Annotated in this window: 16 protein-coding genes and 2 pseudogenes; 8 read left to right on the plus strand and 10 right to left on the minus strand. The window is 63.2% G+C overall.

The window, feature by feature from the left end; all coding sequences use genetic code 11:
• Positions 1-32 precede the first annotated feature (32 nt).
• Positions 33-218, plus strand: a complete 186-nt coding sequence (locus NCS28_RS25660; RefSeq protein ID WP_250516581.1) for a 4-oxalocrotonate tautomerase — start codon at positions 33-35, stop codon at positions 216-218.
• A 51-nt stretch (positions 219-269) separates the two neighbouring features.
• Here NCS28_RS25660 and NCS28_RS25665 read toward each other — a convergent pair whose 3' ends face one another.
• The 7 genes and pseudogenes from NCS28_RS25665 to NCS28_RS25695 form a co-directional block, all read right to left on the minus strand.
• A complete protein-coding gene (locus NCS28_RS25665; protein ID WP_250516582.1) occupies positions 270-2,447 on the minus strand; it encodes a malate synthase G in 2,178 nt (725 codons plus the stop codon).
• Positions 2,448-2,708: 261 nt separating this feature from the next.
• A complete protein-coding gene (locus tag NCS28_RS25670) occupies positions 2,709-2,996 on the minus strand; it encodes a hypothetical protein (RefSeq protein WP_250516606.1) in 288 nt (95 codons plus the stop codon).
• Positions 2,997-3,027: 31 nt separating this feature from the next.
• Positions 3,028-3,333: pseudogene (locus NCS28_RS33265) on the minus strand (UPF0149 family protein); the annotation flags it as partial.
• 86 nt (positions 3,334-3,419) lie between these two features.
• Positions 3,420-5,648 (minus strand): xanthine dehydrogenase family protein molybdopterin-binding subunit, encoded by a 2,229-nt coding sequence (locus NCS28_RS25680; protein WP_250516583.1) that lies wholly within the window; start codon positions 5,646-5,648, stop codon positions 3,420-3,422.
• Positions 5,649-5,669: 21 nt separating this feature from the next.
• Entirely contained in the window at positions 5,670-6,674 is a 1,005-nt protein-coding gene (locus tag NCS28_RS25685; RefSeq protein ID WP_284505980.1) for an FAD binding domain-containing protein, read from the minus strand.
• Positions 6,675-6,684: 10 nt separating this feature from the next.
• Positions 6,685-7,251, minus strand: a complete 567-nt coding sequence (locus NCS28_RS25690; RefSeq protein ID WP_250516584.1) for a (2Fe-2S)-binding protein — start codon at positions 7,249-7,251, stop codon at positions 6,685-6,687.
• 558 nt (positions 7,252-7,809) lie between these two features.
• Positions 7,810-9,126 carry an MFS transporter gene (locus tag NCS28_RS25695; RefSeq protein WP_250516585.1) on the minus strand — a complete coding sequence of 439 codons (1,317 nt, stop codon included), beginning with the start codon at positions 9,124-9,126 and terminating at the stop codon, positions 7,810-7,812.
• 190 nt (positions 9,127-9,316) lie between these two features.
• Between NCS28_RS25695 and NCS28_RS25700 the strand changes: the two genes are divergently transcribed.
• From NCS28_RS25700 to NCS28_RS25715, 4 genes and pseudogenes are all read left to right on the plus strand, one after another.
• Positions 9,317-10,213 carry a LysR substrate-binding domain-containing protein gene (locus NCS28_RS25700; RefSeq protein WP_250516586.1) on the plus strand — a complete coding sequence of 299 codons (897 nt, stop codon included), beginning with the start codon at positions 9,317-9,319 and terminating at the stop codon, positions 10,211-10,213.
• A 96-nt stretch (positions 10,214-10,309) separates the two neighbouring features.
• Positions 10,310-11,503, plus strand: a complete 1,194-nt coding sequence (locus tag NCS28_RS25705; RefSeq protein ID WP_250516587.1) for a M20 aminoacylase family protein — start codon at positions 10,310-10,312, stop codon at positions 11,501-11,503.
• A gap of 10 nt (positions 11,504-11,513) precedes the next feature.
• Positions 11,514-12,571 (plus strand): annotated as a pseudogene (locus NCS28_RS25710) (M14 family metallopeptidase).
• A gap of 172 nt (positions 12,572-12,743) precedes the next feature.
• Positions 12,744-13,250: a DUF4019 domain-containing protein gene (locus NCS28_RS25715; RefSeq protein WP_250516588.1), complete on the plus strand. Its 507-nt coding sequence runs from the start codon at positions 12,744-12,746 to the stop codon at positions 13,248-13,250.
• A gap of 19 nt (positions 13,251-13,269) precedes the next feature.
• On the opposite strand, the gene NCS28_RS25720 is transcribed toward NCS28_RS25715, so the two are convergent.
• A complete protein-coding gene (locus tag NCS28_RS25720; RefSeq protein ID WP_250516589.1) occupies positions 13,270-13,575 on the minus strand; it encodes a high-potential iron-sulfur protein in 306 nt (101 codons plus the stop codon).
• A 514-nt stretch (positions 13,576-14,089) separates the two neighbouring features.
• On the opposite strand from NCS28_RS25720, the gene NCS28_RS25725 reads away from it, so the two are divergent.
• Both NCS28_RS25725 and NCS28_RS25730 read left to right on the plus strand, forming a co-directional pair.
• On the plus strand, positions 14,090-14,332 hold the full coding sequence (locus NCS28_RS25725; protein WP_250516590.1) for a type II toxin-antitoxin system ParD family antitoxin: 243 nt from the start codon (positions 14,090-14,092) through the stop codon (positions 14,330-14,332).
• Positions 14,329-14,715, plus strand: coding sequence for a type II toxin-antitoxin system RelE/ParE family toxin (locus NCS28_RS25730; protein ID WP_250516591.1), 387 nt, complete (start codon positions 14,329-14,331; stop codon positions 14,713-14,715). The genes NCS28_RS25725 and NCS28_RS25730 overlap by 4 nt, the downstream gene beginning before the upstream one ends.
• On the opposite strand, the gene NCS28_RS25735 is transcribed toward NCS28_RS25730, so the two are convergent.
• Both NCS28_RS25735 and NCS28_RS25740 read right to left on the minus strand, forming a co-directional pair.
• Entirely contained in the window at positions 14,709-14,846 is a 138-nt protein-coding gene (locus tag NCS28_RS25735) for an MFS transporter small subunit (RefSeq protein ID WP_250516592.1), read from the minus strand. The genes NCS28_RS25730 and NCS28_RS25735 overlap by 7 nt on opposite strands.
• A 21-nt stretch (positions 14,847-14,867) precedes the next feature.
• Positions 14,868-16,265 (minus strand): L-lactate MFS transporter, encoded by a 1,398-nt coding sequence (locus tag NCS28_RS25740; protein WP_250516593.1) that lies wholly within the window; start codon positions 16,263-16,265, stop codon positions 14,868-14,870.
• 510 nt (positions 16,266-16,775) lie between these two features.
• Between NCS28_RS25740 and adh the strand changes: the two genes are divergently transcribed.
• Complete coding sequence (gene adh / locus NCS28_RS25745) at positions 16,776-18,296, plus strand: aldehyde dehydrogenase (protein ID WP_250516594.1); 1,521 nt, start codon at positions 16,776-16,778, stop codon at positions 18,294-18,296.
• Positions 18,297-18,414 lie beyond the last annotated feature (118 nt).

Raw genomic sequence — 18,414 nt, forward strand, 5'->3', positions numbered from 1 at the left:
TACCGGTTCAACTCACACAGGAGAGCAACGGCATGCCGACATTCAACATTCAATTGTTCGAAGGCCGCACGGTGGAAGAGAAGCGCAGGTTCGTCGAGGCGATCACGCGCACGACGTGCGAGACGCTCGGCTGCGAGCCGGGCTCGGTGGATATCATTCTGACGGATGTGAAGCGCGAGAACTGGGCGACCGCGGGCAAGCTCTGGTCGGAGCAGTGAGTTTGCGATGCGCACATACGGCGCGATGCCGTACGTGCGCGATGCATCGCTTTACGCCGATGCCTTCACGGCGAGACGGAACTTGTGCAGCAGCGGTTCGGTATAACCGCTCGGTTGCGTGCGTCCTTCGAATACGAGCGCGCACGCGGCCTTGAATGCGAACGAGCTGTCGAACGAGGGCGCCATCGGGCGATAGTACGGATCGGCTTCGTTCTGCTTGTCGACAACGGCGGCCATGCGTTCGAGCGTCTGACGCACCTGCTCTTCCGTGACGATGCCGTGGCGCAGCCAGTTCGCAATGTGCTGGCTGGAAATGCGCAAGGTTGCGCGGTCTTCCATCAGGCCGACATCGTGAATGTCCGGCACCTTCGAGCAACCCACGCCCGAATCTACCCAACGCACCACATAACCGAGAATGCCCTGCGCGTTGTTCTCGATCTCGTTTTTGATGTCTTCTTCCGACCACGTCGGCTTTTCGACGACGGGAATCGTCAGCAAGCCGTCGAGCAACTCGTTCTTCTGGCCGTCGTAGTCGATGCTTTCGAGTTCCTGCTGGACCTGTTGCACATCCACCATGTGATAGTGCAGCGCATGCAGCGTGGCGGCCGTGGGCGAGGGCACCCATGCGGTGTTCGCGCCGGCCTTCGGATGCGCGATCTTCTGTTCGAGCATCGCGTGCATCAGATCGGGCATCGCCCACATGCCCTTGCCGATCTGCGCGCGCCCGCGCAAGCCCGTATTCAGGCCGACGAGCACGTTGTTGCGCTCATACGAGCTGATCCACTTCGACGACTTCATGTCGCCCTTGCGCATCATCGGGCCGGCTTCCATCGACGAATGCATCTCGTCGCCGGTGCGGTCCAGGAAGCCCGTGTTGATGAACGCGACGCGCGCGCCCGCCGCCGCGATACACGCCTTGAGGTTGACGCTCGTGCGGCGCTCCTCGTCCATGATGCCCATCTTGATGGTGTGACGCGGCAGGCCGAGCAGATCTTCGACGCGCGAGAAGAGCTCGTCCGCGAACGCCACTTCGGCGGGGCCGTGCATCTTCGGCTTCACGATATAGATGGAACCCGTGCGCGAGTTCATCTTGTTCTTCAGATCGTGCATTGCGCCGAGCGTGGTCATCACGGCGTCGAGGATGCCTTCGGGAATCTCGTTGCCGTCGCGGTCGAGCACGGCGGGGTTCGTCATCAGATGGCCGACGTTGCGGATGAACAGGAGCGAACGTCCGTGCAGCTTGATGGTCGAGCCGTTCGGCGCGGTGTATTCGCGATCCGGGTTCATGCTGCGCGTGAAGGTCTTGCCGTTCTTCGTCACCTGCTCGGCGAGATGGCCTTGCATCAGCCCGAGCCAGTTGCGATAGAGCTGCGTCTTGTCGGCGGCGTCGACGGCCGCGACCGAATCCTCGCAGTCGATGATCGTGCTCACCGCCGCTTCGATCAGCACGTCCTTCACATGCGCGGCATCCGTCTTGCCGATCGAGTGGTTCGCGTCGATCTGGATTTCGAAGTGCAGGTCGTTGTGCTTGAGCAGAATGGCCGACGGTTCCTTCGCGTCGCCCTGATAACCTGCGAACTGTTCGGCGTTGGCGAGGCCGCTCTTGCCGCCGTCCTTCAGCGTGACGACGAGCTTGCCTTGTTCTACGCTGTACTTCGTCGCATCGGCGTGCGAGCCGTGGTCGAGGGGCGCGTTGTCGTCGAGGAACGCGCGCGCATACGCGATCACCTTCGCGCCGCGCTTCGGATTGAACTCGGCGGTGCGCTCGGCACCGTCGCTTTCATCGATTGCATCGGTGCCGTAGAGCGCATCGTAGAGACTGCCCCAGCGCGCGTTGGCGGCGTTGAGCGCATAGCGCAGATTGGAGAGCGGCACGACGAGCTGTGGACCGGCCTGCTCGGCGATTTCGCGATCGACATTGGCGGTGCTCGCCTGGACACGCGCGGGCGTGGGCACGATATAGCCGATCTCTTCGAGAAACTTGCGGTAGGCGCGCAGATCGCGCACCGGCCCGGGATTGCTGCGATGCCAGTTGTCGAGCTCGGTCTGAAGGCGGTCGCGCTCGGCGAGCAGCGTGCGGTTCTTCGGCGCGAGATCGTGGACGATGGCATCGAATCCCTTCCAGAAGGACGCGCTGTCGACGCCGGTGCCGGGGATGGCTTCTTCATCGACGAACTTCGCGAGATTCGCGTCGACCTGCAGGCCGTGTTGTTTGATCATGTCGGTCATGGGCACTCCGGCTGAATTTGCTGCTGCACAGGGGTTTGGGGATGGGCTGGGCTCTATGGTAGCGCGTCTTGAGGGAGGATCGAAGCGGGGGTTGCTTGCAAATCGTGTGCCTGCCGGGTTCGTCGCGCGGAAATAGCCGGAGCGTAAGCGGCGCTCTGCTGCGCCAGTGATAAGTGACAACGCTACTCGCAGGGTAAATTCAGACTTTTCGACGATAGCCTTGACCGTCAACCGATTACGATCCAGACATTATCGAATCAGCTAATGCGACGATAACAATTCGGAATACAAACTAATAATGAAACTCGACTTTGCCGGCCCGAGCGTGTCTTCGCCGGTCATGCTGCTGCAATTCACGGCAAGCCGTTGAACGGGTCGCGGGCAGGGCTTGCGAGCGCCAAAGCGGTGGTGGTGAACATCGGCGCTGCGCTCGACGGCTTTCCCCAATAACCCGAAGTCGATCCGTTGGCGGCCGCGCCCCCTCAAGTCGCGGCGCCTGTGATGTGTCGTCAGTCGCTTGCGCATGAAGCCGTATGCCGTCGTTGCCATGCGCAATGCCGTCTTCGTCGTCCAGTAAAAGAACCGGAAAATAAAACGTCGTCTCTTCGTGGAGTGTCCGCTCGAGTGTGTCCGCTATCGTGTTCCAGTGACGAATCAGCAAATTGAGAATCTTCTCGGCTTCCTTCCGGTCTTTGAAAGCGAATTGGTTACCCAGTACTTCGGCAGGCCATTCGCTCGGTGAAATCAATTAAGGGCCGCAAATCAGCGCGGTGAAAAAGCCATCCATCATTTCGAAGCTCGTCGCTTCCTCGCCCAGGGCGTCGAGAAAGTCTTCCAGGCGATCGAATTCGCGTTCAGTCAGTGCAGCTTTAGCCGGGGATATCAAATCATTCTCTCAGTCGGATGGAACGGCCGTTCGAGCCCGGCTTTCGTTGCGATGAAAGACACGAAAGACCGGGCCCGAACCTGCCGCTACGCCTTCAATAAATCCTCGATCATTATTGGCAGCTTCCTCACCCGGACACCCGTCGCGTGATAGACCGCACCGGTGATCGCCGCCGCGATGCCCGCCAGCCCGATCTCCGCGATGCCCCGCGCGCCCAGCTCGTTGAAGACCGTGTCGGGATAATCGAGAAACGTGACGTCCATTTTCGGCGTATCGGCGTTGGTCGCGACGACGTAGTCCGCGAGGCTGCTGTTGACCGGCGCGCCGCTTCGTTCGTCGTAGACGGTGTGTTCGAAGAGCGCCATGCCGACACCCATCACCACCGCGCCTTCTATCTGATTGCGCCCCGCGCGCGGATTGAGGATCTTGCCCGCATCGATCACCGTCACGACGCGGCTGACCCGCAGGCGCGCCGTCGCCGGTTCCCACGTCACTTCGGCGAAGTGCGCGCCGTACGAGTGGATAGACCACTTCTTCTTCAGCGGATCGTCGAAGCCGCCCTTCGCGCTGCCGCTGCCCGATGCCGCATGCAGCTTCGCGGCTTCGAGAATGCGCGCATACGGCACGCCGCTTTCGGGCCGCTCGTTCTTGCGATGCACATGGCCGCCGCTCATCGCGAGCTCTTCCGCTTTGGCACCCGCGAACGGCAATCCTTCCGCCTTCACGGCACGTTCGAGCAGCGTCTTGATGGCCGCGCGAACGGCGTCCGATACCGCCGGAATCACCGATGCCGTCGCCGCCGATCCGCCCGACACCGGACCGAGCGGCAGCGACGTATCGCCCAGGCCGACTTCGATCTTCGAGAGCGGAATGCCCGTATGCTCCGCGACGAGCTGCGCGAGAATCGTGTACGTGCCCGTGCCGATATCCTGTGTCCCGCATGCGACGCGCGCGGTGCCATCCGAACGCAGATCGACGGTCGCGTCAGCCGAAAAGCGGAGTCCCGGCCAGCTGCACGCGCCGACGCCCCAACCGAGCGTGAGACCGTCGCGCTTCATCGAGCCGACTTCCGGGGTGCGCCTGGACCAGCCGAATTTTTCCGCGCCCGTCTTCAGGCACTCGGTGAAATGCCGCGACGAAAACGGCAAGCCGCTGCTTTCATCCACGCTCGGCTCATTGCGCAAGCGCAGCTCGACAGGGTCGATCTTCAACGCGATGGCCAGCTCGTCCATCGCCGATTCGAGCGCGAAGAGGCCGGGCACGGCGCCGGGCCCGCGCATCGACGTAGGCGAGCCGACATTGCGTTTCACCGTGCCGCCCGACACGCGCAGATTGGGCGTGCTGTACATCGACGGCGTCGCTTCACCGCAGTCTTCCGCGTAATCGTCGGCGATAGCCGCGTGGTTCACGAAGTCGTGCTGCAACGATACGAGCTTGCCGTCCTGCGTCGCCGCGAGCCGTACGCGTTGCTGCGTCGTCGGCCGGTGCCCGACGTTCTGGAACATCATCTTGCGCGAGAGCACGAGCTTGACGGGCCGCTCCAGTTGGCGCGTCGCGGCCGCGGCGAGCAGCGAATGCGGCCACATCCACAGCTTGCCGCCGAAGCCCGAGCCGAGATAGCGCGAAATCACGCGCACTTTTTCTTTCGGCAGACCGAGCATTTGCATGAGCGTGCCCTGATGATTGGCCACGGCCTGACTCGTTTCATAGAACGTGTAGCTTTCCCCGTTCCAGTGCGCGACGGTCGCGTGCAACTCGATCGGGTTATGCGTTTCGACGGGCGTCACGTAGGTTTCGTCGAGCTTCACGGGCGCGCCGTCGAAAGCCTTGTCGGGATCGCCGCGCTCGCTGGCCACGTCGAGTTTCGCGTTGGCATCGAGCGTGGCGCTTACGTCGTGCGGCGTCTTGTCGTAGCCGACCTTGATCGCGGCAGCGGCGGCGCTCGCCGTTTCGAACGTGTCCGCGACGACGAGCGCGACGTATTGTCCGTAATAGCGAATGACGTCGTCTTCGAACGGCGGACGGTTCTCGTCGACGAAACCGGTCTCGATCGAATTGCCGGCGATGCGATAGAAGCGGCCGATATTGCCGCGATGAAGAATCAGCTTCACGCCGGGCATGGCTTGCGCGGCGGCGAATTCGAGCGACGTGATCTTGCCGCTCGCGATGGTCGAGCCGACGGGCACGGCGTACAGCATGCCGGGCAAGTCGACGTCGGAGGTGTAAGTCGCGCGGCCGCAGACCTTAAGCGGTCCGTCGATGCGCGACTGGGGCCGTCCAATGAAGGACTGCGTGATGTCGGGCGCGGTGGACATGTTCGGGTTCCTCGGTCGGGTTCAGGACGTTTGCGTGACCATCTTGAGCGTATGCACGATGCAGCGCTTCGATAGCTCGACCTTGAAGCCGTTCTCGCTTTGCGGCTTCGCATCGGCGAGCGCGGCATCGGCGGCGCGTTTGAACGCGGCTTCATCGGGCGCGGCGTCTTGCAGCGCCTGCTCCGCCTCGCGCGATCGCCACGGCTTCGTGCCGACGCCGCCGAGCGCCACGCGCGCATGCGCGATGCGCCCGTCCTTCACGCCGATCACGACGCCCGCCGACGCCAGCGCGAACTCATACGACGCACGATCGCGCAGCTTGAGATACGCCGAGCGGGCGCCTTCGACCGGCGGCGGCAGCGTGACGTGCGTGATCAGATCGCCGGCGTCGAGCACGTTCTCGCGATCGGGCGTGCTGCCGGGCACGAGAAAGAATTCGTCGATGGGAATCGCGCGCTTGCCCGCCGTGCCCTCCACATGAACTGTCGCTTCGAGCGCCTGCAATGCCACGCACATGTCCGACGGATTGCTCGCGATGCACGACTCGCTCGTGCCGAGAATCGCCATCATGCGATTGAAGCCCTGAATCGCCGAGCAGCCGCTGCCCGGCTCGCGCTTGTTGCACGGCGAGGTCGTATCGCGGAAGTACACGCAACGCGTGCGCTGCAGGATATTGCCGCCCGTGGTCGCCATGTTGCGCAACTGCACGGACGCACCGGCGAGCACCGCTTGCGACAACACCGCATAACGATCGCGAATCAGCGGATGATGCGCGAGATCCTCGTTGCGCGAGGTTGCGCCGATGCGCACGCCGCCGTCGTTCGTTTCTGCGATCTCATCGAGCGGTAGGCGGCTGATATCGATCACGCGCATCGGCCGCTCGACGTTCAGCTTCATCAGGTCGAGCAGCGTCGTGCCGCCCGCGAGAAAGCGCACTTCCGCGCCTTGCTGCGCGGTATGCGCGAGCGCGCCCGCGTTGATCGCGTCGCGCATGTCGCGCGCGCGGGAGAGTTGGAACATGTCCATGTCGCTCTCCTTATTTCGACGACGGCTTGTTCGCCCGCACCGACTGGATCGCGCTGACGATGTTCTGATACGCGCCGCAGCGGCACAGATTGCCGCTCATCGCTTCGCGCACGTCTTCGTCGCTCGGACCGATGGGTTCGTCGAGCAGCGCCACCGCCGACATCAACTGGCCGGCCGTGCAGTAGCCGCACTGATAACCGTCGCATTCGACGAACGCGGCCTGCAGCGGATGCAGCGCTTCGACTTCGCCGATGCCTTCGATCGTCGTGATGGTGTCGCCCTCGCACGCGGCGGCGAAACACAGACACGAGTTTACGCGGCGGCCGTTCACATGAACGGTGCATGCGCCGCATTGGCCGTGGTCGCAGCCTTTCTTCGTGCCGGTCAGATGAAGATGCTCGCGCAATGCATCTAATAAGGTCGTGCGCGGATCGAGCGATAGCGTCTCGCTGCGGCCGTTCACGGTGAAGGTGAACGTGGCGGCCGAGTCGTCAGCCTTAGCCGGCAAGGGCGTCAGCGCCTTGTTCGGCGTATCGGCGTGCGTGGTTTTCGATTGGGGGACGTTACGTTGTGGCATCGGGCAATCTCCTGGAATTGTGCAACATGCTGCTGCACGAATGCGGCGATGACGCGGCAAAGCGTGAGAGGGGCGAAGATGCGGCGAAGTGTGTCGGCGCCGATGGCGCGAAGGAAAGGCGACGAAAAAGGGTCTGTGCGACGGGCGCAGGACCTTTGTGCGCCGGCGATGCGGCGATAGACGACACTCAGCCAGTATAGGCACGTGACGCGAAACTTTCCCGATCGAAAGCTGCGCGCCGGCCACCAAATGCTGCGGGCGCACGAAGCATGCCCGCGGGGCCTGAACGCTTCAATGCGCGAGCACGGCCCGCGCGAAGAGCGATAGAAGGAACACGCCGACCGTCGTGAACAGGACGAGCGCCACGAGGATCAGGATCAGGCGAAGAATCATCTGCATCGTGGCGCTCCAAAAAAAATGGCCGCATGCGCGGCCGGAAGGAGGGGTGGGTCAGTCAGTCGTGAGCGTAAGCGCGCTTTCTTAATTCAAACTTAAGCGCACCGGACTTCCGTGCGGGCCGCCCATTCTCCTTCCTTTGCGAGCACGATGCAGCAGTCTTCAGCGCAGCGCGTCGCTATAGCGGTCGCGCAGCGGGAAGATCGTCAGAAGCGCGACCGCGCTGCCGAAGATCACGTAGTAGCAGATCGAAAGCGGGTCGCCCGTGGTCATCGTCAGCCATTGCACGATGGCCGGCGCGAAGCCGCCGAAGATCATCACCGCGACGTTGTAGCTCACCGAGATGCCCGTCGAGCGCACGCTCGAAGGCAGCAGCTCGGAGATGAACGCCGGGTAGCAGCCCTGGAAGATGCCGAGGTACGTCATCAGGAGCGCCTGGCAGGCGATCAGCATCGGCAGGCTCGGATGCGCGGTGAGGACGGCGAAGATCGGATACGCCGTGACGAGCGAGAGCGAGAGCGCGGTCGCCATCAGCTTTTTGCGGCCGATGCGGTCCGACAGGCGGCCGAAGATCGGGCAGCAGACGAGATACACGAGCGCGCCGATCGTCGAGCTGATGAGGCCGTCGGTGAGCGCCATGTGCAGCACGCGCGTGGCGTGCGTCGGCAGATACAGCAGGAAGATGTACGTGCCGATGGTCCCGAACACCGTGAGGCCGAAGCCCGCGAGCACGGGCATCCAGTGCTTCGTGGCGGTGTCGCGGATCGGACGCGCGCTCAGTTCGTTCTTCTGCGCCTTTTCCACGAACACCGGCGATTCATCCAGCTTCGAGCGCAGATACAGGCCGACCGGCACGATCAGCAGACCGATCACGAACGGAATGCGCCAGCCCCAGCTGTTCAGATGCTCGGGGCTCAGCGTGCGCGTGAGCACCGCGCCGAAGAACGAGCCCGCGAGACTCGCCGCCGCTTGCGCGACCATCTGGAAGCTGCCGAAATAGCCGCGCTTGTTGGCGGGCGCGTATTCGACGAGAAACGCCGTCGCGCAGCCCACTTCGCCGCCCGCCGAGAAGCCTTGGATCAGGCGCCCGAGCAGCATCAGCAAGGGCGCGGCGACGCCGATCGCGGCATACGTCGGCGCGAACGCGATGATCGCGATGCCGACCGCCATCAGCGAGATGGTGAGCGTGAGCGCCGATTTGCGTCCGACGCGATCCGCGACCGCGCCCAGCACGATGCCGCCGAGCGGCCGCGTCAGAAAGCCGACGCCGAACGTCGCCCAGGTCGCGAGCAGGGAGATGGTGGGATTCGTTGCGGGAAAGTACAGCTTGGCGATGATGACGGCGAAGAAGCCGTAGACCATGAAGTCGAACCATTCGAGCGCGTTGCCGATGGTCGATACCACGATGGCTCGCCGGCCGGACAGGTTGATTGCGGCGTTCTGTTCGGCCGCGTGGGCTGCAGGTAGTACGGTGCTCATCGAATGCACTCCGTGGGCGTGGGGCGATTGATCAGGGGCGACGACATCCGCTTTTTAATTGGCTCGCACCATGCGCGCGCGAGCCGCTGCAACATCAAACATTACGCCGAGTTGAAATAAGAAAATATAGAATTTCTGAACTGACACTCAAGGAAACCTGATCGGATGATCCGGGTTGTCCCCAACGCAGATGAGCAACATTCGCTTTTTGCGCACCTTCATCGCCGTCGCGCGCTACGGCTCGTTCGCCGCCGCCGCCGAAAAAGTCGCGCTCACGCAGGCTGCGGTGAGCATGCAGATGCAATCGCTCGAAGACGATCTGAAGCGGCCGCTCTTCGATCGCGTGGGACGCACCAACCGGCTGACGAGCATCGGCAAGCAGGTTTTGCCGCAGGCGGAGCGCATCGTCGCGCTGTACGACAGCATGCGTCTCACCGGCCTCGACGATGAAATCGCCGGATCGGTGGCCATCGGCGCGGTTGATTCGGCGATGGGCGCGCTCGCATCCGTCGTCACCGAATTGAAAGGCCAGTATCCGCAGCTCGATGTGCGGCTCTTCACCGGCAAGGCGCTCGCGCTCGCGCCGCAAGTGGAGGCGGGCGAGATCGACGCGGCGGTGATCGTCGAGATGGCGGGCAAGACGCCGGCGAGCCTCAACTGGACGCCGCTCTATTCGGAGCCGCTCGTCGCGATCGGGACGCCCGCCAGCGCGCCAGCCAGCGCCGCCGACATGCTCGCGAGCCGGCCGTTTCTGCGCTTCGATCGCGCGCAGCGCACCGGCGCGCTGATTGATCGCGCGTTGAAGCACAACCGTCTCGCGGTGAACGAGTTTCTCGAACTGAATTCGCTCGAAGTGATCGTCGAACTCGTGCGGCAGGATGCGGGCGTCTCCGTCGTGCCGCTGCTCGAATACGGCTCGTGGGCGAGCGACCCGGCGTTGCGCGTGCTGCCGCTCGCGAAGAATACGCCGCGACGCGTAGTCGGCATGCTGGAGCGCAAGATTCACGACCGGCATACGGTCATGAGCGTGGTGCAGGAACGCATCCGCATGCGGTCGCGCGGGGCGGTTCCGTCGAAGGAAAACTAAAGCTTTCCTTAAGTCACGGACAAGAAATATCAGCTTTCGCTGTTATTTCCGGCCATCGACAATGCTTCGGTCACTCAATCACCCGTGAGGAGCAGCATGTCGATCATTCCCGAGATCGCCCAGTCGCGCGACGAGATTCAGGCCATTCGCCGCGATATCCACGCGCATCCCGAACTCTGCTACGAAGAAGCGCGCACGGCCGAACTCGTCGCGCAAAAGCTGGAGAGCTGGGATATCGAAGTGACGCGCGGGCTCGGCAAGACGGGCGTGGTCGGCGTGTTGAAGAAAGGCTCGGGCAAGCGCGCGATCGGCCTGCGCGCCGACATGGATGCGCTGCCGATCCCCGAGCTGAACACCTTCGCGCATGCGTCGCGTCACGAGAACAAGATGCATGCGTGCGGCCACGACGGACACACGGCGATGCTGCTCGGCGCTGCGCAATATCTCGCGAAGCATCGCGACTTCGACGGCACGGTCGTCTTCGTCTTTCAGCCTGCGGAAGAAGGCGGCGGCGGTGCGAAAGCGATGATCGAAGACGGCTTGTTCGAGCGTTTTCCCGTCGATGCCGTGTTCGCGCTGCACAACTGGCCGGGCATGGCGGCGGGCGAATTCGGCGCGCGCGTCGGCGCGACGCAGGCATCGAGCAACGAGTTCGAGATCCGCATCGAAGGCGTGGGCGCGCATGCGGCGATTCCGCACGATGGCGTCGATCCCGTGTTCACCGCGCTGCAGATCGGCACGGGCTTGCAGAGCATCGTGACGCGCAACAAGCGGCCCATCGACGCCGCCGTGCTCTCCATCACGCGCATGCAAGCGGGCCACGCGATCAACGCCATCCCGACGACCGCGACGCTTGCCGGCACCGTGCGCACGTTTTCCACCGGCGTGCTGGATCTCATCGAGACGCGCATGCGCGAGATCGTCGCGGCTACGGCGACGGCGTATCGATGCAAGGCCGAAGTCAGTTTCGTACGCAACTATCCGCCCACGGTGAACACGGAACGCGAGACGCAATTCGCGCTCGGCGTGATGCGCGATGTCGTCGGTGCGCAGAAGGTGAACACGAACATCGATCCGACGATGGGCGCGGAGGACTTCTCGTTCATGCTGCTGGAGCGGCCGGGTTGCTACGCGTATATCGGCAACGGACTGGGCGGGCATCGCGACCACGGTCATGGCATCGGGCCGTGCATGCTGCACAACAGCAGCTACGATTTCAACGATGACGTGCTCACGCTCGGATCGACGTACTGGGTGCGTCTCGTCCAGGCGTTTCTTGCGCGCGGCTGAGGAGATGAGCATGTTTTCATCGACATATCGCGAGGCGCGTCAGCGGTTTCTCGATACGGCCGCCGCGCAAGAACTCGCGGTCGATACGCGTGTGCTCGAAGGCGTCGACGGTCTCGAAGGCGAGACGCTTGCCACCGATGTCGTGCGTATCGGTCCGGCCGATGCGAAGCGTTTGCTCGTGCTCACGTCCGCCACGCATGGCGTCGAAGGCTTTTGCGGCTCGGGCGCGCAGATCGCGTTGATGCGCGACGACGTATTGCCCGCGCTGATGGACAAGCTCGGCGTCGCGATGCTGCTCGTTCACGCGATCAATCCGTATGGCTTTTCGTATCTGAGCCGCACGACGGAAGGCAATGTCGATTTGAACCGCAACAGCGTGGATTTCGCGGGGCCATTGCCGCAGAACCCCGGCTATGCGGAACTGCACGATCTGCTGATTCCCGCCACTTGGCCGCCCGACGAAGCGAACGTCGCGGCGATTCGCGCGTATATCGACATGCGCGGGCAATGGACGTATCAGCAAGCGGTGACGACGGGCCAGTACACGCACGCGCAAGGCATGTTCTACGGCGGCGCGCACACCGCGTGGAGCACGCGCACGATGCGCAATCTGCTCGCGGAATACGGCGAGCCGTGCACGGCGATCGGCTGGATCGATATTCATACGGGACTGGGGCCGAGCGGCTTCGGCGCGAAGATCTGCGTCGGCGATGTGCAGCGCGCGCGGCGCTGGTGGGGCGCGGACGTGACGAGTCCGTCGGATGGTACGTCCATGTCGCCGGGCCGTTGCTCGATACGCTGCGGCAGACGTGTTCGCATGCCGCGATTGCATCGATCGCGATCGAGTACGGCACCGTGCCGCTCACGGACATGCTCGACATGCTGCGCGCGGATGTCTGGGTGCGCCATCATCCAGACGCGCCGGATGCGTCGAAGGCCGACATCCGCCGCCGGATTCGCGCTGCGTTCTATATCGACGACGATATCTGGCGCGGCATGATTGTCGGGCAGGCGCGCGCGGCGGTGTTGCAGGCGCTATACGGCCTGTCGCGCGAGGAAGGCGCTTAACGCAGTTCGAGCCGCTTCGGCTGATGATCCGATGACCGGCTCGACTGATCCGCGTCGCACTCTACGATGCGTGGCTTCAGGTCATGCAAATTTCTGAAAATAAGTATTTCTTACCGTCCACGGGACGGACGGCGATACAATCTGTGCCCTGGAAACGAACGTCGTCCGTAACATGAAATCACGCTTCACCGTCTTTCTGGCTGCGCTCTTGTTGTTATCGGCGAGCAACGCGAGCCACGCGCAACAAGCCCAGCCGCCGCAGCAAGCGGTTCAATCCGCCGTCCCTCAGTCGCTGACCAAGGAGCAACAGGCGGCGCTCGACCAGCAGGATCAGGATATCGCGCGAGTGGCATCGGCCATCGTGAAGCTGATCGATGAGAACAAGGCAGGCGACGTGTGGAACCAGGCATCGCCCATCGCCAAAAAGATCATTGCGCGCGACGACTTCATGAAGAAGATCGCGCGCGACCGTTCGCCGCTCGGCCCGCCGGGCCTGCGCATGCCGATGGGCGTGAAGCACTATCGTTACGACGGCACCGGCAACATGCCCGCCGGCGCGTATATCAACGTTCTCTTCGACACCCAGTTCAGTCAGGCGAGCCAGTCGGCGCGCGAGAACGTGACGTTCATTCTCGATTCGGACCAGGTCTGGCGCTTCGTCGGCTATTCGTTGCGTTGAATGCTGCGCTGAAACGGCGTCACATGTTCGTGTAGGACGCGCACCATCCTTTGCCGGCCACGAGTTTGTCGTTGAAGAGCGAGCAGCCGCCCCAGGCGTCGCTCGATTTGCCTTCGTACAGCGAGCAGTTCGCGCATGTCTGTCCTGCCGCGTAGGCGGGATATTTCGCCTTGTCCACCTGGGCGGCGTCCTCCTTGTAGCCGACGGCGACGGCCGCCGGATCGGCTTCGCTCAAGTGCGGGGCATCGGCGCGGGCTCGCGTGAGCCACAGCGCCGTGCCCATGCCGATGCTGAAAACCATGAAGCTGCGGCGGGACGTGTTCATTGTCTTGGACCGTTTTCTTGTCTGCGGGGATGTTGTCGGGCGCTCTGGGGCGCTAGTCGAACGATACGCCGGCGCACGTCGTCGCGCCCAGATTGCGGCTTCTCGATGCCATATGTTTGCGGAATCGCACGCGCGGTCGGCTTTCTGAAGCGGGGTTCTCTCAATCTCCATTAACGCGATGCCAACGTCGTTCATTCCAGCGCGCTAAACCTTTGCGCGCGCGTGCCGTAAATCAGGCCAGAACGCAGTTGCAATTGCGTGATCCCCGCGGCGCCCCGGCCGCGGCTTTATTCGAAGGAGAACCACCGTGAGTGAATTGGACTGGATGATGGCAGGCGTGTATATGGCGGCGCTCGTGTGCGGCACGCTCTTCATGAGCGTGCTCGCGCGCCGCAGCTTGAGCAGGGTGGAGGATCGCGGGCACTGAGAACATCGGGAATAGTCGCTGGCATTCCCCCGTGCTCGTCGATACCAGTTCTTGGTGTTATCGACATTCAAGCAATGGGGGAATGTCATGCCCAAGAATACGTCGGTCTCGCTTGGCGATCATTTCACGGACTTCGTCGAAGATCGGGTACGCGCTGGCCGCTACAGCACCGCGAGCGATGTAGTTCGCGCCGGCTTGCGCTTGCTCGAAGAACAGGAAACCAAGCTCAGTGCATTGCGCGCCGCCCTGGAAGCGGGGGAACGTTCGGGTCCATCGAAACCGCTGGACTTCGATGCGTTCATCACGCATAAGCGAAAGTCCGCGCGGTGAAGCAGTGCGTTTTCACGCCTGCGGCCGTATACGATCTCGACGGCATCTGGAACTACACGTTTGACGAGTGGGGCCCCGCACAGGTCGAGCGCTATCTGCGCATGATCCAGGACACGGTCGTCGGACTCGGCAAAGGCACGCAGCGAAGCTTGTCCGTAGAAGACATTCGTGCCGGCTACCGAAAGGCGCTAGTGGGAATGCATGTGCTCTTCTTCAAGGACGCCGCCGACACGATTGAAATCGTGCGCATCCTCCATCAGCAAACGGATCTTTCAGCGCATCTCGGCGAAGCCAATAGTTCGCCCTCGCCAAATGAAAACGCGCGCCGTGAGCCGGTAAACAACTCGGCCATCCGGCGCGCGAAAACATCCCCGAATTACTGAAACAGCTTGATCGCCTGCGTGAGCGTGTTCGTGACGCCCCATGCGAGCGGAATCAGCACATACGCCCAGAACAGCACGAGCAACCCTTTGTTCGACGGGTGGACTGCCTGCGTTTCGATGCGGTTATTCATCGCGAATCTCCTCTTTGTCCGTTAGCTCGCCGTCTGCGCCGACGTGTCCATGTGGTGCTTGTCATGCACGCGCGTGACGAGCAGGTTGCAGATGAAGCCGACGACGAGCAGCACCGCCATGATGTGCAGCGTCATCGTGTATGCCTCGGCGCCGACGACGCCATGCGCCACCTGATAAGCGCGCACGTAGTTGACGAGCACCGGACCCGCGACGCCCGCCGCCGCCCACGCGGTCAAGAGCCGGCCATGAATGCCGCCGACGAACGCCGTGCCGAACATGTCCGCGAGATACGCGGGAATGGTCGCGAAGCCGCCGCCGTACATCGAGAGGATGATGCCGTACGCCAGCACGAAGAGCGCGATATTGCCCGCGCCCGCGAACTGCGGCACGAGGAAGTACAGCACCGCGCCCAGCGCGAAGAACACGAAGTACGTGTTCTTGCGCCCGATCCAGTCCGACGACGACGCCCACACGAAGCGCCCGCCCATGTTGAATAGCGACAGCAGCCCGACGAAGCCCGCTGCCGCGCCCGCCGTGATCGAGGCCTTGAAACTCTCCTGGATCATCACCGAGGCCTGGCCGAGCACGCCGATGCCCGCCGTCACGTTCAGGAACAGCACGAGCCACAGCAGATAGAACTGCGGCGTCTTCAGCGCCTGATCGATATGCACATGGTTCTTCGTGATCATCTTGCTGGCGGTCGCGGGCGGCGTCCAGCCAGCCGGCTTCCAGTCCGCCGGCGGGATGCGGATCGCGAGGGCGCCGATCGTCATCGAGATGAAGTACAGCACGCCGAGCACCACGAAGGTCTCGGCGACGCCGGCGCTCGTCGCGCTCTTGAAGTGGTTCATCAGCGCGACGGAGCCGGGCGCCGCGATCATCGCGCCGCCGCCGAAGCCCATGATCGCCATGCCCGTCGCCATGCCGCGGCGGTCCGGGAACCAGCGGATGAGCGTCGATACCGGCGACACATAGCCGAGCCCGAGCCCGATGCCGCCGATCACGCCATAGCCGAGATACAGCAGCCAGATCTGATGCAGATAGACGCCGAGCGCCGAAACCAGAAAGCCGCCGCCGAAGCAGCAGGCCGCGGTGAACATCGTGCGGCGCGGGCCGACCTTCTCCAGCCACTTGCCCGCGAACGCGGCGGACAAGCCGAGAAACACGATCGCGAGCGAGAAGATCCAGCCGAGCGTCGTAAGCGACCAGTCGTCGGGCGCGGACTTCGTGATGCCGATGATTTTCGTGAGCGGCGCATTGAACACCGAGAACGCGTACGCCTGCCCGATGCACAAGTGAACAGCCAGCGCGGCGGGCGGCACCATCCAGCGCGTGAAGCCGGGCCGGGCGATGGTCGCCTCCTTGGAGAAAAAGCCTGTCGGGCCGTGCACGGCCCCTTGATTGATTGTGCTGTTCATTGTGGTCTCCGTGGCGCGTCATGCATGCACGTGCGCGCTCATCGTTTGCTTGAGGTGCTGCGCCGGGGTCGCCGGACACGAGCAGCCCGCCGTGGTCATTGCGAACGTCGATGCGGTCTGCATCGCGCGCGCAAGGCCATTTCGCGACGCCCAAACATGCGATCAAACGACATATGAGTGCGACGCTTTGCCACGGCTGGCATGACCATAGACAACTGTGAATGGCTTTGCAATATGAACACTCGTGCCATAAGCATTTGCCCGCAGCTTTCGGCGTGGGTTGCGCTGTATCGCATCGCTACAGCGCGAGGCAGGTGTCCTGGATCTGAACAGTTCGCATCGGCCTCGTATAAACCCTGACGATGCGTCCAGGAATCGCCCGACGATGCGGCTCGCGCGCCGGTCGCGGCATCGCGCGCGAGATGGCATGGAACTCGCAATCAAGAGCGACCGGCGCCGGACATCGGCAGTACCGGGCCGTTCACGTCGACATGCGAGGAGCACATAGAAATGAATCACGCGGAGATGCAGTTCCTGAGCACCGAATACCCCTACAAGAAGCAGTACGGCAACTTCATCGGCGGCAAGTGGGTGCCGCCCGCGGGCGGCGAGTATTTCGACAACATCTCGCCGATCACGGGCGAGCCCTTCACGTCTATCCCGCGTTCGCGCGAAGCCGATATCGAAGCCGCGCTCGATGCGGCGCACGCGGCGAAGACGTCGTGGGGCAGAACCTCTGTCACCGATCGCGCGAATCTGCTGCTGAAGCTCGCCGATCGCATGGAGCAGAACTTGTCGCGTCTTGCGCTTGCCGAGTCCATCGACAACGGCAAGCCGCTACGCGAGACGATGGCCGCCGACATTCCGCTCGCGATCGATCACTTCCGTTATTTCGCGAGCGCGGCGCGTTCGCAGGAAGGCGGCATCTCCGAGATCGATCACGATACGGTCGCGTATCACTTTCATGAGCCGCTCGGCGTCGTCGGGCAGATCATTCCGTGGAACTTCCCGATCCTGATGGCCGTCTGGAAGCTCGCGCCCGCGCTCGCCGCGGGCAACTGCGTCGTGCTGAAGCCGGCCGAGCAGACGCCCGCGTCTATTCTCGTGCTGCTCGAGGTGATCGAAGATCTGCTGCCGCCGGGCGTGCTCAACGTCGTGAACGGCTTCGGTCTGGAAGCGGGCAAGCCGCTCGCGTCGAACAAGCGCATCGCGAAGATCGCGTTCACCGGCGAGACCACGACGGGCCGCCTCATCATGCAGTACGCGAGCCAGAACCTGATTCCCGTGACGCTGGAATTGGGCGGCAAGAGCCCGAACATCTTCTTCGAAGATGTGCTGAACGCCGACGACAGTTTCTTCGACAAGGCGCTCGAAGGCTTCACGATGTTTGCGCTGAATCAGGGCGAAGTCTGCACGTGCCCGTCGCGCGCGCTGGTGCAGGAGTCGATCTACGAGCGCTTCATGGAGCGCGCGTTGAAGCGCGTCGCGGCGATCGCGCAAGGTCATCCGCTCGACACGAAGACGATGATCGGCGCGCAGGCCTCGCAGGAGCAACTGGAGAAGATCCTGTCGTATATCGATCTCGGCAAGCAGGAGGGCGCGCAGTGCCTCTCCGGCGGCGAACGCGCCACGTTCGACGGCGAGCTGAAGAACGGCTACTACATCAAGCCGACGGTCTTCAAAGGCCACAACAAGATGCGCATTTTCCAGGAGGAAATCTTCGGGCCGGTGCTCTCGGTGACGACCTTCAAGACCGAGGAAGAGGCGCTCGAAATCGCGAACGATACGCTCTACGGTCTCGGCGCGGGCGTGTGGACGCGCGACGGCACGCGGGCTTATCGCTTCGGCCGCGCGATTCAGGCGGGACGCGTGTGGACCAATTGCTACCATGCGTATCCGGCGCACGCGGCGTTCGGCGGCTACAAGCAGTCGGGCATCGGGCGTGAGAATCACAAGATGATGCTCGATCACTATCAGCAGACGAAGAACATGCTCGTCAGCTATAGCGACAAGCCGCTCGGCTTCTTCTAAAGCCAGCGGGGGGGGCGCCCCCGCCGCCGGGGGCGGCCCCCCCCCACCCCGCCCCCAACAGACACAACCCCCATCTGGGGCTGCCCCCCACCCCCCCCCCCCCCCCCAACAAACACAA

This window comes from Caballeronia sp. INDeC2, from assembly GCF_023631325.1.
In the GTDB taxonomy this organism is placed as follows: Bacteria; Pseudomonadota; Gammaproteobacteria; order Burkholderiales; family Burkholderiaceae; genus Caballeronia.

Excerpts from the sequence above, each read along its gene's own strand:
- NCS28_RS25660 (WP_250516581.1), top strand. The coding sequence starts at position 33 with ATGCCGACATTCAACATTCAATTGTTCGAAGGCCGCACGGTGGAAGAG.
- NCS28_RS25665 (WP_250516582.1), bottom strand. The coding sequence starts at position 2,447 with ATGACCGACATGATCAAACAACACGGCCTGCAGGTCGACGCGAATCTC.
- NCS28_RS25670 (WP_250516606.1), bottom strand. The coding sequence starts at position 2,996 with ATGGCAACGACGGCATACGGCTTCATGCGCAAGCGACTGACGACACAT.
- NCS28_RS25680 (WP_250516583.1), bottom strand. The coding sequence starts at position 5,648 with ATGTCCACCGCGCCCGACATCACGCAGTCCTTCATTGGACGGCCCCAG.
- NCS28_RS25685 (WP_284505980.1), bottom strand. The coding sequence starts at position 6,674 with ATGGACATGTTCCAACTCTCCCGCGCGCGCGACATGCGCGACGCGATC.
- NCS28_RS25690 (WP_250516584.1), bottom strand. The coding sequence starts at position 7,251 with ATGCCACAACGTAACGTCCCCCAATCGAAAACCACGCACGCCGATACG.
- NCS28_RS25695 (WP_250516585.1), bottom strand. The coding sequence starts at position 9,126 with ATGAGCACCGTACTACCTGCAGCCCACGCGGCCGAACAGAACGCCGCA.
- NCS28_RS25700 (WP_250516586.1), top strand. The coding sequence starts at position 9,317 with ATGAGCAACATTCGCTTTTTGCGCACCTTCATCGCCGTCGCGCGCTAC.
- NCS28_RS25705 (WP_250516587.1), top strand. The coding sequence starts at position 10,310 with ATGTCGATCATTCCCGAGATCGCCCAGTCGCGCGACGAGATTCAGGCC.
- NCS28_RS25715 (WP_250516588.1), top strand. The coding sequence starts at position 12,744 with ATGAAATCACGCTTCACCGTCTTTCTGGCTGCGCTCTTGTTGTTATCG.
- NCS28_RS25720 (WP_250516589.1), bottom strand. The coding sequence starts at position 13,575 with ATGAACACGTCCCGCCGCAGCTTCATGGTTTTCAGCATCGGCATGGGC.
- NCS28_RS25725 (WP_250516590.1), top strand. The coding sequence starts at position 14,090 with ATGCCCAAGAATACGTCGGTCTCGCTTGGCGATCATTTCACGGACTTC.
- NCS28_RS25735 (WP_250516592.1), bottom strand. The coding sequence starts at position 14,846 with ATGAATAACCGCATCGAAACGCAGGCAGTCCACCCGTCGAACAAAGGG.
- NCS28_RS25740 (WP_250516593.1), bottom strand. The coding sequence starts at position 16,265 with ATGAACAGCACAATCAATCAAGGGGCCGTGCACGGCCCGACAGGCTTT.
- adh (WP_250516594.1), top strand. The coding sequence starts at position 16,776 with ATGAATCACGCGGAGATGCAGTTCCTGAGCACCGAATACCCCTACAAG.